At 36.2% G+C, this 15793-nt stretch carries 16 protein-coding genes; 14 read left to right on the top strand and 2 right to left on the bottom strand.

What is annotated here, in order from left to right; genetic code table 11:
• Positions 1-135: 135 nt before the first annotated feature.
• Complete coding sequence (locus PSF31_RS11330; protein WP_036958636.1) at positions 136-498, bottom strand: YibL family ribosome-associated protein; 363 nt, start codon at positions 496-498, stop codon at positions 136-138.
• Between the two features lie 338 nt (positions 499-836).
• Here PSF31_RS11330 and PSF31_RS11325 point away from each other — a divergent pair, with 338 nt between their 5' ends.
• The 10 genes from PSF31_RS11325 (at position 837) to PSF31_RS11280 (ending at position 10390) form a co-directional block, all read left to right on the top strand.
• Positions 837-1394 (top strand): tyrosine-type DNA invertase, encoded by a 558-nt coding sequence (locus PSF31_RS11325; RefSeq protein WP_004263124.1) that lies wholly within the window; start codon positions 837-839, stop codon positions 1392-1394.
• Positions 1395-2335: 941 nt separating this feature from the next.
• Positions 2336-2725 (top strand): helix-turn-helix domain-containing protein, encoded by a 390-nt coding sequence (locus PSF31_RS11320; protein WP_004263121.1) that lies wholly within the window; start codon positions 2336-2338, stop codon positions 2723-2725.
• 82 nt (positions 2726-2807) lie between these two features.
• Positions 2808-3371, top strand: a complete 564-nt coding sequence (locus tag PSF31_RS11315; protein ID WP_094960889.1) for a fimbrial protein — start codon at positions 2808-2810, stop codon at positions 3369-3371.
• A gap of 66 nt (positions 3372-3437) precedes the next feature.
• Positions 3438-3983, top strand: coding sequence for a fimbrial protein (locus PSF31_RS11310; protein WP_232062925.1), 546 nt, complete (start codon positions 3438-3440; stop codon positions 3981-3983).
• A 29-nt stretch (positions 3984-4012) separates the two neighbouring features.
• Positions 4013-6544 carry an outer membrane usher protein gene (locus PSF31_RS11305; RefSeq protein ID WP_164561258.1) on the top strand — a complete coding sequence of 844 codons (2532 nt, stop codon included), beginning with the start codon at positions 4013-4015 and terminating at the stop codon, positions 6542-6544.
• 13 nt (positions 6545-6557) lie between these two features.
• Positions 6558-7307 carry a fimbria/pilus periplasmic chaperone gene (locus PSF31_RS11300; protein WP_004263108.1) on the top strand — a complete coding sequence of 250 codons (750 nt, stop codon included), beginning with the start codon at positions 6558-6560 and terminating at the stop codon, positions 7305-7307.
• An 8-nt stretch (positions 7308-7315) separates the two neighbouring features.
• Positions 7316-7933: a fimbrial protein gene (locus PSF31_RS11295; RefSeq protein WP_096863487.1), complete on the top strand. Its 618-nt coding sequence runs from the start codon at positions 7316-7318 to the stop codon at positions 7931-7933.
• A gap of 39 nt (positions 7934-7972) precedes the next feature.
• Positions 7973-8539 (top strand): fimbrial protein, encoded by a 567-nt coding sequence (locus PSF31_RS11290; RefSeq protein ID WP_094960885.1) that lies wholly within the window; start codon positions 7973-7975, stop codon positions 8537-8539.
• Positions 8540-8552: 13 nt separating this feature from the next.
• Positions 8553-9554 (top strand): fimbrial protein, encoded by a 1002-nt coding sequence (locus PSF31_RS11285; RefSeq protein ID WP_232062923.1) that lies wholly within the window; start codon positions 8553-8555, stop codon positions 9552-9554.
• A 296-nt stretch (positions 9555-9850) separates the two neighbouring features.
• Complete coding sequence (locus PSF31_RS11280; protein WP_096863489.1) at positions 9851-10390, top strand: DUF2058 domain-containing protein; 540 nt, start codon at positions 9851-9853, stop codon at positions 10388-10390.
• A 32-nt stretch (positions 10391-10422) separates the two neighbouring features.
• On the opposite strand, the gene PSF31_RS11275 is transcribed toward PSF31_RS11280, so the two are convergent.
• Positions 10423-11121 (bottom strand): RluA family pseudouridine synthase, encoded by a 699-nt coding sequence (locus PSF31_RS11275; protein ID WP_096863490.1) that lies wholly within the window; start codon positions 11119-11121, stop codon positions 10423-10425.
• A gap of 182 nt (positions 11122-11303) precedes the next feature.
• Between PSF31_RS11275 and PSF31_RS11270 the strand changes: the two genes are divergently transcribed.
• The 4 genes from PSF31_RS11270 (at position 11304) to PSF31_RS11255 (ending at position 15772) form a co-directional block, all read left to right on the top strand.
• Positions 11304-11786, top strand: coding sequence for a cold-shock protein (locus PSF31_RS11270; RefSeq protein WP_004263097.1), 483 nt, complete (start codon positions 11304-11306; stop codon positions 11784-11786).
• A gap of 110 nt (positions 11787-11896) precedes the next feature.
• Positions 11897-12637 (top strand): MurR/RpiR family transcriptional regulator, encoded by a 741-nt coding sequence (locus PSF31_RS11265; RefSeq protein WP_094960882.1) that lies wholly within the window; start codon positions 11897-11899, stop codon positions 12635-12637.
• 193 nt (positions 12638-12830) lie between these two features.
• Positions 12831-14387, top strand: coding sequence for a PTS transporter subunit EIIC (locus tag PSF31_RS11260; RefSeq protein ID WP_096863491.1), 1557 nt, complete (start codon positions 12831-12833; stop codon positions 14385-14387).
• A gap of 14 nt (positions 14388-14401) precedes the next feature.
• Positions 14402-15772: a class-II fumarase/aspartase family protein gene (locus PSF31_RS11255; RefSeq protein WP_096863492.1), complete on the top strand. Its 1371-nt coding sequence runs from the start codon at positions 14402-14404 to the stop codon at positions 15770-15772.
• Positions 15773-15793 lie beyond the last annotated feature (21 nt).

Genomic DNA, 15793 nt, shown 5'->3' with positions numbered 1-15793 from the left:
GTATCTGATCAAAGGGTTTGTGATGGATGATGAGCGGCTGAATTACTTACTAGCGGTTCATAACTATAAAAAGTGTATTAAGAACCTCCCAGTATTCGTTGGGCATTACAGATTTTAGTTGGGTTGACTTTCTAACTAGAAATCAGCCTTAGAAAAACCGGTCATAACATCCAGTTCCATTTCGCGGCCTAATGCCGTCATTGGATGGACAATGGTCAAGCCCCGCACGGATTTTTTCAGCTTGCCAAGGTCGGCTTGTTCTTTCTTAGTGATGGGACGCTTGAACGGCATATCTACTAGTTTTTGCGCTTCTTTGCTTAGTTTTTTGTTACGCACCGCCTTCAGACGAGCGATTTCAATTTCCAGTGTCGCTTTTTCTTTCTCTAGTTCTGCGTGTTTTTCTACTTCACTCGTCAGTTGCATACTTGCCATCTGGCGACGAATAAGATCTAAACGGTCGCTAAGAAGCTTAATTTGTGCTTTTTCGATTTCTTTCATTATATTAATTAACCGTGAATAAATTTCTTGTTGGCAAGTATACACTATTCTAGATAAGGGGGGAAAAGGGATACAGGCTAATACCCATGTGAGGCTACCTTTATTGTTCATCATTCATGGAATGAAAACAACATAACTACCTTATAAATCAATTTCCATTCAACTATTCATCATATTTCGTCTTTTGTATCCTAGTAACATCATGATTAAGTTGTTGCATTTCGGTATCATCACTGACCTTTCTGACATATTATATTTAATTTTCTGAAAAATTATTATTTTTAGTTGATTTATCGTTGGTATGTAGCGAAATATAATGAGGTATAGATGAGATCATAATGACTAAACGTAAATTTATTACACGTACAGAAGTTAATTCTTTATTGGATGCTACAAAGCAAGGTCGCTATCCTAATCGAGACTATTGCTTGTTATTAATGAGCTTTTTGCATGGATTAAGAGTTAGTGAGCTCACTCATATCACAATGTCTGATATTGATTTGGTGCAGAAAGTGATATTTATTAGGAGACTAAAAGGAGGGCTGTCTACCGTACAGCCTATAATTCCCGAAGAGTTTAATGCGATTGAAAAATGGTTAGTTGAAAGAGATTCTTGGAAAACAGCAGGGTCAGATTGTTTATTTATTTCACAAAAGGGAAGCCAAATTTCTCGTTATCAAATTTATCGCTTATTTGAGCAGTATGGCAAAATAGCAGGGCTTCCTGTAAAGCTTCATCCTCATATGCTAAGGCATGCATGCGGTTATGCTTTAGCTGATTTGGGTAGGGACACTCGATTAATCCAAGACTATTTAGGGCATCGAAATATCGCCCATACTGTAATTTATACTGCTAGTAATGAAAAAAGATTTAGTGGTATTTGGTCGAATCAATAAGTAATTTAATGAGTTGTGTCAATATAAAGCTAGCACTAAACATAATAATATGAACTAAACACCAAGAATACCTCAGTTATTTAGGTAATTGATTTTATAAAACTGAGGTATTCTTATGCATATTAAGGGTAGTAATTATTTTTAAAGCCATAAACAACATACTCAAGTAATTTATTTTCCAGCCTTTAAAAATAAGATTAGTTTATAATTTTATTTATTCTTTTTTTTTGAATCATCATAATTTAATTACTCTAATTGCGAGTATAGAAGGTTCGCTTTCTCAGTTAACTAATTATTATCATATTTCAATCATTTTTTTTACAGTAACAGTCTATTTTTGACTATCAAATAAAGTTATTCTGTGAAAGGTCACCATATAAGTGAAATCATTTAGATGATAAATTCATATTTTTGGTTTTTGTGAGTTAAAAACATCTTATTGATGATTTAAAACACATTAATTTAATATACAATAAAAAAATTAATTAATTATCAATAGTAATCAATCGGATAAAATAAAATATCTATAAAAATCAATTCGTAACGCAACATAATAAATCAAAATGTTCAAATTACCTAATAAGTATAATTATCAGACTAACTAAAATCAAATAGCATAAAACTCTGTTGCAGCAATGCATTTTAGAGGTAATTATCAATTAATGTAAAAATTTGTCATTAACAACAAAAAGTTATCTTTCATGATTTTTTTTGCAATAAAACTCACCAGTTAAATCATCTGACTTTTCTAGTTTAAGGTATAAATTAAAGATTTTAATTCTGACGATTCTTATATATAAAACAATTTACCTAAAACTCATTTAACGCAACATTTTGATTTATTTTGTTGCGTTTTTTTTGCATTTCAAAAAATAAATTGTTCACTTTATGAGTGGTTCTGATTGTTTTGCCTCATTACACAAGGCTTTAATTGGTGAGATATGAAAAGTAATAAATTAAAGACCAGTATAGATAGCTTTCAGAAAATACTAACTGAACAAATTGGCATGGAATTATCGCATCTTAGAAAAGAGAAAGGGCTTAGTGGTAGTGATCTAGCTAAAAAATTAAAGATATCACAACAACAAATATCTCGTTATGAAAGAGGAATATGTAGCATTAACTGTGGAATGCTATTTTCAATTTTATTTTATCTAGAAATTAGCCCGAGTGCATTTTTTGAAAGTGTATCATTGAAAATAAATGAAAAAAATCCTAGTGCTAATTCATTTATTCATAATAGTGAATGTTTATCCGATGAAAAGGATAACTACCATTATATTTTTAATCGACAAACAGAAATTATTTTAAATTCTTTATACAGCAAATAGTTATTTTAAAAATAATAAATTCTAACTATGCCCTACATCATGTTGGGTAATCATCACGTTGTTATATATAAATGAGGTTCAAATGAAAAAAGTATTTTTAGCCGCACTAGTTTCTGCCGCTATTGCATCTCCAGCACTCGCTGATCAAGGGCATGGTAAAGTCACATTTAAAGGTGAAATCATCGATGCACCTTGCTCAATTAGTTCAGATTCTATTGACCAAACAGTATGGTTAGGCCAAATCGCTAACTCTGTTTTAGCGAATGGCGGTACTTCTAGCGCGAAGCAATTCAATATTGAATTGGAAGACTGTGTATTCCCGAAAGATGCAGATGATAAAGTGTACAACGATAAAGTGAGTATCACATTCTCTGGTTCTAGCGCTGCTTTCAATTCTAAATTACTCGGTGTAACAGGCTTAGATGCAACAGACCCAACTATTGCTGGCAACGTGGGTATTCAATTAACGGATACTAATGGCGCAGCGTTAGATATGGGAGTTGCAACAGCTCAAGAACATCAATTACAAGCGGGTGATAATACATTACGTTATAGCGCTTATGTACAAGGTGCAAACGTTGCGGTTGATAAAATTCCATTAGGTAAATTCGAAGGCGTAACTAACTTTACCTTAACTTATAACTAATTGATTAGTTTAAGAGGAATACCTTTGTGTTCCTCTATTAATCACCAAATTAAGTCAGAGGTTAAAGTGAAAGGATTTATCTATTTGCGAAGCAAAGTATCTTCCCTATTTCTTCTAACATTATTTCTTTCGCCACAAATGGCTGCATCATCTCATGGGTGGGGTAAAGTCACGATGAATGGCGAAATAGTCGATACTGCCTGCGCAATAGATATTGGGTCTAGGGATCAGACCATTAATATGGGGGTACTTCCAACAAGCTATATTCGTGAAGTTGGGAAAGGCCCCATAAAAGAATTCAATATTAAGCTCATTGATTGTCGTTGGGAAAAATATTCGAAAGATAATAACGAATGGAATTCACTCGAAGTCACTTTTGATGGTCCATCAGAAGGTGATTTTTTCACACTCTCGGGTGAAGCAAAAGGAGTGCAATTGGCATTGCATGATATATCGGGATATTCCATTACACCAGGAAAGCCATTACCTGCATTAGGAATTACGCCAGGGACAATGATCCTTAAATATCAAATGCAATTAGTCACCAATTATCATCCTGTTAAAGCGGGTAATTACCAAACCTTATTAAGGTTCAAGGTCGATTATTATTAATTCTAAGAAATTATATTGGTGTTTTAGGGATGTTTTTTATGTTTTTTAAACAACACAAAATAAATATAATAACGACAACGATAATGATTACATTTGGGTCATTATCCGCTCAGTTATATGCTGCCGATACCATACAATTTAATACGGCATTATTTGATTTAGAAGACAAAAAAAACATTGATGTTAAGCAATTCTCACGTGCAGGCTATATTATGCCTGGTATTTATCCCCTCAAAGTACAAGTAAATAAAGAAACTTTACCCGAGCAACGTTTTTCATTCTATGCGCCAGAAAACGACCCTGAAGATAGCCTCGTTTGTATCACACCAGAACAAGTCCAGCAGCTAGGACTAACAGCCAGTTCGTTGAAGCAAATTACGTGGTGGCATAATAATGAGTGTCTTGATTTACGCAGTTTGCCCGGCTTTCAAGCACGGGGGGATTTATCTGACTCAACGTTGTATCTGAGTATACCTCAAGCCTACCTTGAATATAGAACAGCTAACTGGGATCCGCCTTCTCTGTGGGATGAAGGAATTTCAGGGGTTATTTTAGACTACAATATAAACGCAAGAGCGAATAAGCCTCATGATAATAATAGCAACTATAATGTGACAGCAAATGGTGTCGCAGGTGTGAACCTTGGTGCATGGCGCTTTAGGGGAGATTGGCAGGGGCGTGCTCAACGAGAAACTGGCTCGGATAGTAAAAATGAGCATGACTTTCAATGGAGCCGACTATACGCCTATAAAGCGTTAACCAGCATTAAAGCGAAATTGACCTTGGGCGAGGACTATTTTAACACTGATTTATTCGATAGTTTTCGATTTACAGGTGTTGGCTTACGCTCTGATATCTTAATGTTACCACCTAATTTACGTGGGTATGCACCTGAAATAACGGGTGTTGCGACGACAAATGCGACGGTGATTGTTAGCCAACAAGGGCGGATTATTTATCAAGAACAAGTCGCTGCGGGTCCTTTCCGTATCCAAAATTTAAGTGATGCGACGACGGGAAAACTGGATGTCCGAATCGAAGAGCAGGATGGTTCAGTTCAAGAATATCAGGTTGAAACAGCCAATATCCCTTATTTAACTCGACCAGGTAGTATTCGATATAAATTAGCGATGGGTCGCCCAACGGATATGGATCATCATGTTAATGGAGATACATTTGCGAGTGGTGAAATGTCGTGGGGTGTCACTAATGGTTGGTCATTGCTTGCAGGCTCATTAAATAGTCAAGACTATAATGCATTCAACGTGGGTGTCGGTCGTGACTTATTGGCATTTGGTGCCTTATCTTTCGATATTACGCATTCTATTGCAAATATTCCTAATGATAAAAAACTCACAGGTAATTCTTATCGAATAAACTATTCAAAACGTTTTGATGACTATGATAGCCAAGTACAGTTCGCAGGTTACCGATTCTCAGAACGCAGTTTTATGACTGTAACCGATTTTTTAACGGCTAAAGACTCAGGTGAGCGTCAAGGTAGTAATAAAGAAATGTATGTGATTTATTTAAATAAAAACTTTAGGGAATCGAGAATTACAGCTTATTTAAACTACTCGCACCAAACCTATTGGGATAAGCCAGAAAGTAATCGCTACAATTTAATGGTGACAAAAACCTTAGATTGGGGAAGCCTGAAGAATATTAATATTTCGTTATCGGCCTATCGCAATAAATATAACGAAACAAATGATGATGGCCTGTATATTTCAGCTTCAATGCCTTGGGGAAATGGTGCAAATATTGGCTATTCATTACAAGCAACACGGGATGATACCGTTAATCGAGCAACCTATTATGACAAATTGTCAGATAGAACCAATTATCAAGTCAGTGCAGGCTCGACCAACAAAGGTGGAACCGCAAGTACCTATATTACCCATTATGGTGATAATACTAAGTTAACTGCGAATGCCAGCTATATTCATAATAATTACACGTCATTTGGGGTAGGGGCACAAGGCGGATTTACCATGACTTTAAATGGTGCGGATGCTCATCGAGTTTCAAATATTGGCGGAACTCGTTTGCTGATCGACACTGATGGTGTGGCTAAAATTCCCGTATCAGACCGAGGGATCCCTATTGCATCAAATGCATTTGGTAAAGTGATTGTCCCTGACTTAAATAGCTACTACCGCAGTAAAGTTAAAGTCGATTTAAATGCATTACCGAATAATGCCGAAGTAACGGATTCTATTGTTCAAGCGACATTAACAGAAGGCGCGATTGGCTATCGCAAATTTAATGTACTGTCTGGTGAAAAGATGATGCTTTCAATGCGTATGTCTGACGGTTCTGCACCGCCATTTGGTGCCCAGATCACGAATCTGAAAGGAAAAGAAACGGGAATAGTTACTGATAATGGATATGCCTATGTTAGTGGTATCAACCCAAATGAAGTCATGATTATTCATTGGGGTGGGGAAGCACAATGTGAAATTAATTTTCCTGAAAACTTAGAAACAATTAACCAAGGATTATTCATTCCTTGTAAACCATTATCAAATAAACGTAATGAAGCAGATAATAATCTGTAAATGAGTGATTGCTATGAAAAAATTAACTAATTTATATATCAGTACTATTTTATTAAGCAGTTTAGTTAGCGGAAGCGCATTCTCGGCAATTGCTTTAGATAGAACCCGAGTTATTTTTAATGGTGATCAAAAAAGCGTTTCAATTACTATTACTAATAAAAATAACCAGCTACCTTATTTGGCCCAAGGGTGGGTTGAAAATATTCAAGGGGTAAAAATTACTTCACCGTTTGCTGTATTACCTCCGGTGCAGAGAGTTGAACCCGAAAAATCAAGCCAAGTCCGTATTGAGGCGCTTCCTGAAATTAGTCAGTTACCTCAGGATAGAGAAAGTGTTTATTACTTTAATTTAAGGGAGATCCCGCCAAAAAGTGATAAACCGAATGTTTTGCAATTAGCGTTACAGAGCAAAATTAAATTATTTTATCGTCCTAAAAGTATCATGCTAAGCGAAACAGAAATGCTGAATAACCCTTGGCAAGAAAAAACACAGCTTATTAAGCAAGGTGACCAATATATCATTAAAAACCCAACTCCCTTTTATATCACGATTATTGGTGCGGCTGAGCGAAAAAATTCACCCGTAAATCAGAATTTTAAGGCAGTTATGGTTGCACCATTTAGTGAAGAAAAATTAGGAGTTCCAAGTTCTACTGTGGGGGCAAATCCGGTATTGACCTATATAAATGACTATGGTGGCCGGCCAAAACTTCAATTTAAATGTCAAGCAAATACATGTCAGGTTGTTCCTGAAAGTAAATAGAGAGGAAAATGATGATTAATCAAAAAAGCTTTTCCTTACTCTTTGGATTATCTCTCATATTTCATTCAGCTGTGATATATGCGGCATCAAATAATGCCTTTTATAACACAACAGGTAATTGGGATGTTGAAGGTGCAAATGGTAAAATTTTCGTTTATGGCTCATTAACGGAGAGTGCATGCCATTTATCGATGGATTCTGCATTTCAATCCGTTGATTTAGGAAATATTGAAACTGCATCATTAAAAACAATTGGCGCCCAAGGCCACAAGACGCCGGTAAACATCGAGTTATTGGATTGTATCGAAACCCCAACGGTTTTGAGAAACAATAAATCCGGTAATGTCACATGGAGTCTTTCTCAGCCAGGTATGAAAATTAGGTTTATCACGCCAGTTGTCCCTTTTAGGCCGAACATAGCGAGAGTTGAAGGTGTGAATGGGCTTGGATTGCAGATAACTAATCCTAAAGGAAAAGAAATTGCTTTTGGTGAGTATAGTGAACCTGAGCTTATTTCTACGGGGCAAAATATTTTAACTTATTATGTAGCTCCCGTAAGAATTGCAGAGAAGTTACAGGCTGGAGCTTATCGAAGTGTTATTTCTTTTCAAATAACGTATGAATAATCTTAATAGATTGTCTGATATAGCATTGAAGGTATTTATATGAATAACTTAAATTTCAATTTTTATAAATTTAAAAAAATAATACTCTCCATGCTATTAAGTTTGTTATTTTTTTCGTTACAGAGTCATGCAAAAAATGGTCAAATTGGTGAAATTAAGATACGAGGCCAACTTGTCGCTGAAGCTTGTACAGTAAGGCCCGGTGATGAAAATATCATTGTGGACTTTGGTACTATCGTTAATAAGTACCTCTATATTAATCAAAAAACGCCAATTGAAAATTTTAATATTCATTTAGATGACTGTGATAATAGTATCTTTAGAACGGTGACCGTTAAGTTTACAGGAAACGAAAATATCAATTTACCAGGCCTTCTTGCATTAGATTCTGGCAGCATGGCTTCGGGCATCGGAATTGAAATCTTAGAATATAGCGGTAAAAAAATTCCCATTAATAGTACGACGCCTGCATACAATTTAGAGAATGGTACAAATATTTTAAGTTTTAATGCGAATGTGCAAGGGGAACCCGATGCAATAAAAAATAAAAGTATTGCGTTTGGCCATTTTACTGCAACCGCTATTTTTAGTTTAATTTATGATTAAGGTATCAGTAACAATGAAGATATTAATATTACTTCTCTCAACCTTATTATTTTCCCCAACTATTTTTGCGTTCCAGTGTAAAACTAATGGAGGGCAGGAAGTTGGTGGGGGAACACAAAGTATTTATGATGTTCCTCTCGATAATGATATTTTTGCTGTACCAAATCGTATAAATGAATTTGCGGATGTGAGTGATTTTATGACCTGCCGTAATGAAGCCCCCAGTGCTTATGTTGATTATTTAAATGTGACTGGTGCTGACCTTGGTCCAACATTTAAGAATAACCCAGAATTAAAAGCGGGTGTGGTCGTACGTGGCGCTTATTATTTAGCACCATTTAGTGGTAAAGAAATTCAAGTATTTCGTTTAACTACAGTTAGTGAACCTTTACAAATTAAATTATATTTGCAGGTAAATGTTAAACCAACGCCATCAGTCTTGGTAAGAAAAGGCGATTTGCTGATGACATTAGATCTCCATAAATATGCGACATTTGTAAATAGTAATCAGCATATTGACCATGCTTATTTTAAATGGAATTTCTATGCGGGTAATGACGTAGTTGTTGGAACGGGTACGTGTGATATCAATGATAACCAAATCATCATTGTTGATTTTGAAACAGTAAATGCATCGGGTATTTCAACGGTGGGAAGTGCAAGCCGTTTTCAACGTAACGCAGAAATCACTTATAGTTGTGAAGATAATAACCTGACGGTGCCAATAAAGATGATTATTAGCGGAGAAACTTCGACTTTCTCATCTGATGCTTTACTTGTTAGAACAGGAGATATTGGTAGTCAAGGTTCTATTATGTCTGGATTAGGTGTTGAGGTTTATCATCAAGGGCAAAGAGTTTCCCCTATGAATGGGCATTTCGATTCAAAAATAGAAAATGGGCATGGTAGAGATACATTAATGTTCACGCTAGTTAAAAAACCTAATTTATCGCCAAATGAATTGATAGAAGGCCAGTTTAGTTCAGCCGCTACCATTATTATGTCCACTCCGTAGCTATTGAAATAGAGAGGTTTTTATATGGATGAAAGCCTCCATTTTTTCTCGTCAGCTCTCTATGGTTACTGAACAAATCGTGTTTATAACAAAATCACAATATATCGATGATTTTATTATAAACATATTTTGGATTAGACAAAATAAGTTAAATACACCAAATTTTGAATTATCATCGCTAGCATCTTTTCTTAAATAACATCACATAATTTCTCTATCAATAAAGCTCAAAACCTATCAGGTCTCAGTCGCTACAGGTATAATCACATAATTATCCGATAGATTTAGAGGCGAAGATGGCGAAACTCACCTTACAAGAGCAAATGCTAAAAGCAGGATTAGTTACCAGTAAGAAAATGGCAAAAGTGCAAAGAACGGCTAAAAAATCACGTGTTCAGGCGCGTGAAGCAAGGGAAGCCGTAGAAGAAAATAAAAAAGCACAGCTTGAGCGTGACAAACAATTGAGTGAGCAGCATAAACAAATGGTGCAATCCAAAGAGTTTAAAGCACAAGTTAAACAACTTATTGAAATGAATAAAGTTGATATTTCAAAGGGAGATATTAGCTTTAATTTCACAGATAACAACGTTATCAAGCAAGTTGTTGTAGACAAAATAACACAAACGCAACTGATCAGTGGGCGTCTGGCGATTGCACGTTTAACGATTGATAACAGTGATGTTAACGAGTATGTGATTATTCCAGCAAGCGTAGCGGATAAAATAACGCAAAGAGATGCGGATAGTATCGTACTCAACAATGCACTCAGCCAAGAAGAACAGGATGAAGATGACCCGTATGCGGACTTTAAGATCCCTGACGACCTGATGTGGTAATACTCGTCAAATTTTAAGTCGTAGCTTTGGCGTTAAAACGGGCTGGCGCTAAACATTTTAACGTTCTTCTGACTCGCAGGGTGAACAAAATGCAATTCGCTAGCGTGCAAAAGTAAACGTGGAGTCTGCTCAGTCCCTTGTAATAATCGCCCACCATATAGATCGCAACCTAAGATTGGGTGGCCTAATTTTTGGCAGTGGATGCGTAACTGGTGGGTGCGCCCTGTCTCAGGGGTTAATTGGACACGGGTTACAGGTAACGATATCCCATTTTCTACAGGGTGATACAGACGCTCTATTACTTGATAGTGGGAGCGGGCAGGTTTGCCATTCACCTCGCAAAGCGACATGCGGGGAAACTGTGCAGGGTCTTTTGCTATTGCCGCATCAATGACCCCCTCATCATTAGCTAAGTGGCCACAAAGTAAAGCTTGGTATATTTTAATGACAGAGCGTTGGCTAAATTGCTGGCTCAGAGCTGCATTGATGGCTTTATTGCGAGCAACCACCATCAACCCAGATGTGCCAAAATCGAGACGGTGAACAAGAGTACAGTCTGGGAATATTTTTACTAATCGGTGATGGACGGAGTCTAAGTTTTGTGGGTTTTTTCCAGAAAGGCTGAGTAGGCCACTTGGCTTATTAATAAGAACCAGATGCTCATCCTGATAGATAATTTCTATCTCATCGTGACAGGGCGGAGCAATAAAGGTGTCGATGATTTCAGTCATTAGCCTTTCCAGCAAAAAATGGTTGTTGATAATAACCAATTTTTAGTAGGTAGGCGAACGCTGTCACTTGCATCACGTAAATTTATCACTCAGACTAAAAGCAAAGCCGTAGTCTGCACACGCATTGTGCTCTATACTGCGCGTTGTAAAAACTGAGTCAATAAAAGATTAATTAGGCGGTAATGGCAATGAATGGAACGATCACAACATGGTTCGAAGATAAAGGTTTTGGATTTATCAAAGATGAGAATGGAGATAACCGTTATTTTCATGTGGTTAAGGTTGCCAACCCAGATTTGATTAAAAAAAATGCTGCAGTTACTTTCGAACCGACGACAAATAATAAAGGGTTATCTGCTTTTGCGGTCAAAGTCATACCTGAAAGTAAATATATTTATATCGCAGGAGAACGGATTAAGATTACATCAATTAAATCCTATCGTGTTTATTCAGTAGAAGTACCTGCAGATACGCGTATCGATAAAGAAAATACCGTGTTATCAATTGGCGCATTAATGAATAGTATCAAACCAAAATCAGATAAACCTGGTCAAATGCGTTCATTGAAAAAATTAGAAATTAGTACGTTACATGGGACATCATTAACATTTTCGGAAGATGAAATTGATATCGATGAGGCTGTGAAACAACTTAAGTTTAAGTGATTTCTTGTCCAGTAAACAGCGCCACTCTTGAGTGCTGTTTACTTGTTTATTACTTTATTCTTATACAATAGAGTCACTTGAAAGCTAGCTAGGCTCATCGGGGAGGGGATATGTTAGATTTCTTAAAAAATTACGATAATTTAACCATTAGCGAAAAAAAAGTCTTAAAATACCTGACTGATAATATTACAGATATCCCTTACTTAAATATTAATGAACTAGTTGCTAAAACCTTTGTTTCTAAAACAGTTATTATTAATTTGTCGCAAAAATTAGGGTTTAGTGGATTTAAAGAACTTAAGTTTCAGATTAATAATTATATTTTAACAAAAAATAAAACTGAAAAAATCACACCTTCGTCTTATAAAAAACAACTTGAAAAAAATATTAATAAAAGTTTTACATTAATTAATGAAGAGCAAATTAGCGATTGCGCTAAAATACTACATAAATCGAGAAATATTTTTATTGTTGCCAGAGGGACAAGTAAGGCTGTTGGCTATTATCTTGAACACTTACTATTTGCGTTAGGTTTACACTGTTTTTTCATTAATGACTACAATTTATCTGATTCTTTCACTCGATTAGTCAGCAAAGATGACACCGTCATTTTTATCTCACTATCAGGGGGAACCAAAAAAATTATTGAAACAGCAAAAATTGTGCAATTAAAAGGGGCAAATATCATTAGTATGACCGCCTTTAATACTAATGAACTAACTACTTATACTGATAACACTCTGTTTTGTTTTGCCGATAACTTTGATACTAAAAGAGATGACACAAAATCCAGAATTGGCTTTTTTATTTTAGTTGATTTACTTATCAATGAATTAGAAAATCTACTTTAAATTTTCTTTTTTATTTTCTAAGAAAACTTCACTCGTCTTTCATTCTTGTCTTTGGTAGATAGTTTTTATTAATATGACCTAGGTCATTAGTTATGACCTAAGATAACTTTTAAAACCGTGACATCATTTCTTTTATAACTCCCCCAAGCTAGTATGCCTTTAATTCTAATAATAGAAGTCATAAGGAAACAGTATGGCCAGAAAAAAGTTTGGTGAATCTATTCAACGCTTTGGGAGAACATTACTCCTTCCAATAGGTGTTTTAGCACCTATTGGTATGATATTGGGTATCAGTGGTGCATTAGTGCAAACTTATATGATTGCACGTTTTCCTTTTCTCGGAAATGAAACGGTTAATGCATTACTTGTCAGCATTCGTTCAATCGCGGGTGTTATTTTTGATAATATTCCCCTACTGTTTGCTATGGGGGTGGCCTATGGTATGAGCCATCGAGATAAGGGGATCGCCGTCTTTGCATCGGTTGTCGGCTACTTATCGCTGATCATCACCATGAATATTTGGCTAGTGCTTACTGGTAAGCTTGCAGACCCTGCAATGATGGGGCAAGTAGGGCAAATTAAAGTTCTTGGTATACAAACTTTAAATATCAGTGCCGCAGGAGGGATTATTACTGGTTTGATTGCCGCTTGGGCGACTGATAAGTTCTATAACCTTGAATTGCCAACCGCATTTGCTTTCTTTTCTGGTAAAAAATCCGTTTCTATTATTATGATCGGTTTAATGATTGGAGTGGGTGCGTTATTACCGTTTATTTGGGAAGTATTAGTCCAAGGTTTGATGAAACTCTCGGCGGTATTTTTAAGTCCTGTAGGGCCATTTTTTACCGCGGGTGGTGAACGTTTATTTATTCCATTTGGTTTACACCATGTATGGAACGTTTTATTTAGATTTACTGAGGCGGGTGGTACTTATGTTATTGACGGACAAACCTTTGTTGGTGTTGTTCCCGCATTAACTGAGGTGCTATTTAACCAAGGCCCAGATAGTGAATATTGGTCGATGATGCCAAGTTTGACTCGCTTTATGGCGCAGCAACAAATGCTAGTCACACTATTCCTATTCCCTGCAATTGCTCTTGCTATTTACAAAACATCGAAGAAAGAAAACCGCGCAGAAGTGAAATCCATGCTGGTTACTATGGTATTAACAGCCATGCTTGGTAACGTCACGGAGCCACTCGAATTTACCTTCGTATTTATTGCGCCATTATTGTACTTAATTTACGCCATTATTGTCGGTATCGGTGCGGTGTTGCTTTCATTGGCTGAGGTCGGTATCGGTTATATTCGTGGAACCGTCTTTGATTTTACTATTTTTGGTCTACTGTACGAACACACTAACTGGATCTTCTTGGTTGTTATCGGTAGCTGTTTAGCCGTCGTCACTTACTTTATTTTCTACTGGGCAATTATTAAATTTGATATTAAAACTCCTGGTCGTGAAGAATCGAGTAATCTGAAAAATACCTTAATTAAAGAAAAACGATATGGCGAAATCGCAGAAATTTTAATCCAAGCATTAGGTGGAAAACAAAATATTCGTAACGTAGATAACTGTATTACTCGTATGCGTATTGATGTTGGAGAAGTGAACCAAATAGATAAAGATTTAATGTTGGAATCAGGATGTACCGCATTCTTCTTTCCATCGGCAAACCACGTCCATGTCGTGTATGGACCAAAGGTTGAGTTTGTTCGCAATGCTGTTGATGAAGCAATGAAGAAATAAAGAAAGGATACGAAATGAGAGCATTATACGATTCTAAAAGTAAAACTATTGATGACCGTGGAATTAAAGACTTATTGTCTGATGAAGCAAAATATTCTACTTGGTTAATGTTTGAATCCATGCTGGCCCAAGCTCAAGCGGAACTGGGATTTATTCCACAATCAGCGGCAGATGAAATTAAAGAAAAGGCTGTTATCGAAAATATCGATTTTGAAGAAATGAGCCGTATTTACCAAAAAATAGGCCATGGCTTTGTACCTTTCTTGAAAGTTTTAGTGAATGCTTGCTCTGAGGAAAGTGGTAAATATATCCATTATGGAATTACCACGCAAAATATTCAGCAAAGTTCACAGCTCTATATGATGAAAACCGTACATTATAAATTTATGTTGTTACTCGGTGAAATCATCGAAAACTTAGCCGATTTGGCCGAAAGAACCAAACATATGGTGATGCCGGGAAGAACTCATGGGCGTCATGCGATCCCTATCACCTATGGCTATAAAGTTTCGGTGTGGATCAGCGATTTTATTGATTGCTACCAACGTATGAAAGAGTGTGAAAAACGGGTTTTCACTATCATGATGGGTGGTGCTGTTGGTGCATTTAACTCAATGCCTGATGTTGGTATGGCGGTACAAAAACGTGTCGCTGAGTTGGTGGGTATGGAAGCCATGGAAGTACCATCCAGAAACTTAAGTACGTATAAGCTTGAATATATGGCAAATTTAGCGTTAATGGCCAATATTTGTCATAAAATCGGTGAAGAAGTTTATAGCACAACGTTAGAAGAAATTGCAGAGGTTTCTGAAGGGTTTACTAAAGGAACAGTGGGCAGTAGTACTATGCCGCATAAAATAAACCCAAAACTTGCTAAGGGAATTATTGCTAACTCACAGAAATTATATTCTTTACCGAGTGTTGGTATGTATTCTGCGGTAAGGCCTTATGAAGGTGATAGTAGCTCTTATATGTTATTTGATGGGTTAATTGAAGAAGCTTTGGAATTAACCACGGAAATTTTACTAAGAACTGAAGAGCTTTCTAGGACGATTGTGCCACATGAAGAGAGAATGCTTCATAATGTTTTGAGAAACAAAGGGCTGGATAATACTGAGTATGTCATGATGAAGATGGCGGAAAAATTAGGCAAAGATAAAGCTCATTCCCTTCTGTATGAAGAAGCAATTAAAACTGCGGCGGATGGGGAAGATTTTTATACTAATTTGACCAAAAATAGTGTGATATCAGCAGCATTCAGTAATGAAGAAATTAAAGCAATGCTTGACCCGAGATCTTATATCGGGTTATCCGTTGAAATTGCAGAAAAAGAAGCAAAACGTGGATTAGTCGTTTCGCAAGAAATTAAGCAACAGTACAAATAGGTATTTTTAGTATTTACTAAA

Source organism: Providencia sp. PROV156, from assembly GCF_028480905.1.
Classification (GTDB): Bacteria; Pseudomonadota; Gammaproteobacteria; order Enterobacterales; family Enterobacteriaceae; genus Providencia; species Providencia hangzhouensis.
The sequence above is the reverse complement of the archived record's forward strand: the minus strand, read 5'-3'. Positions and strand labels throughout refer to the sequence as shown.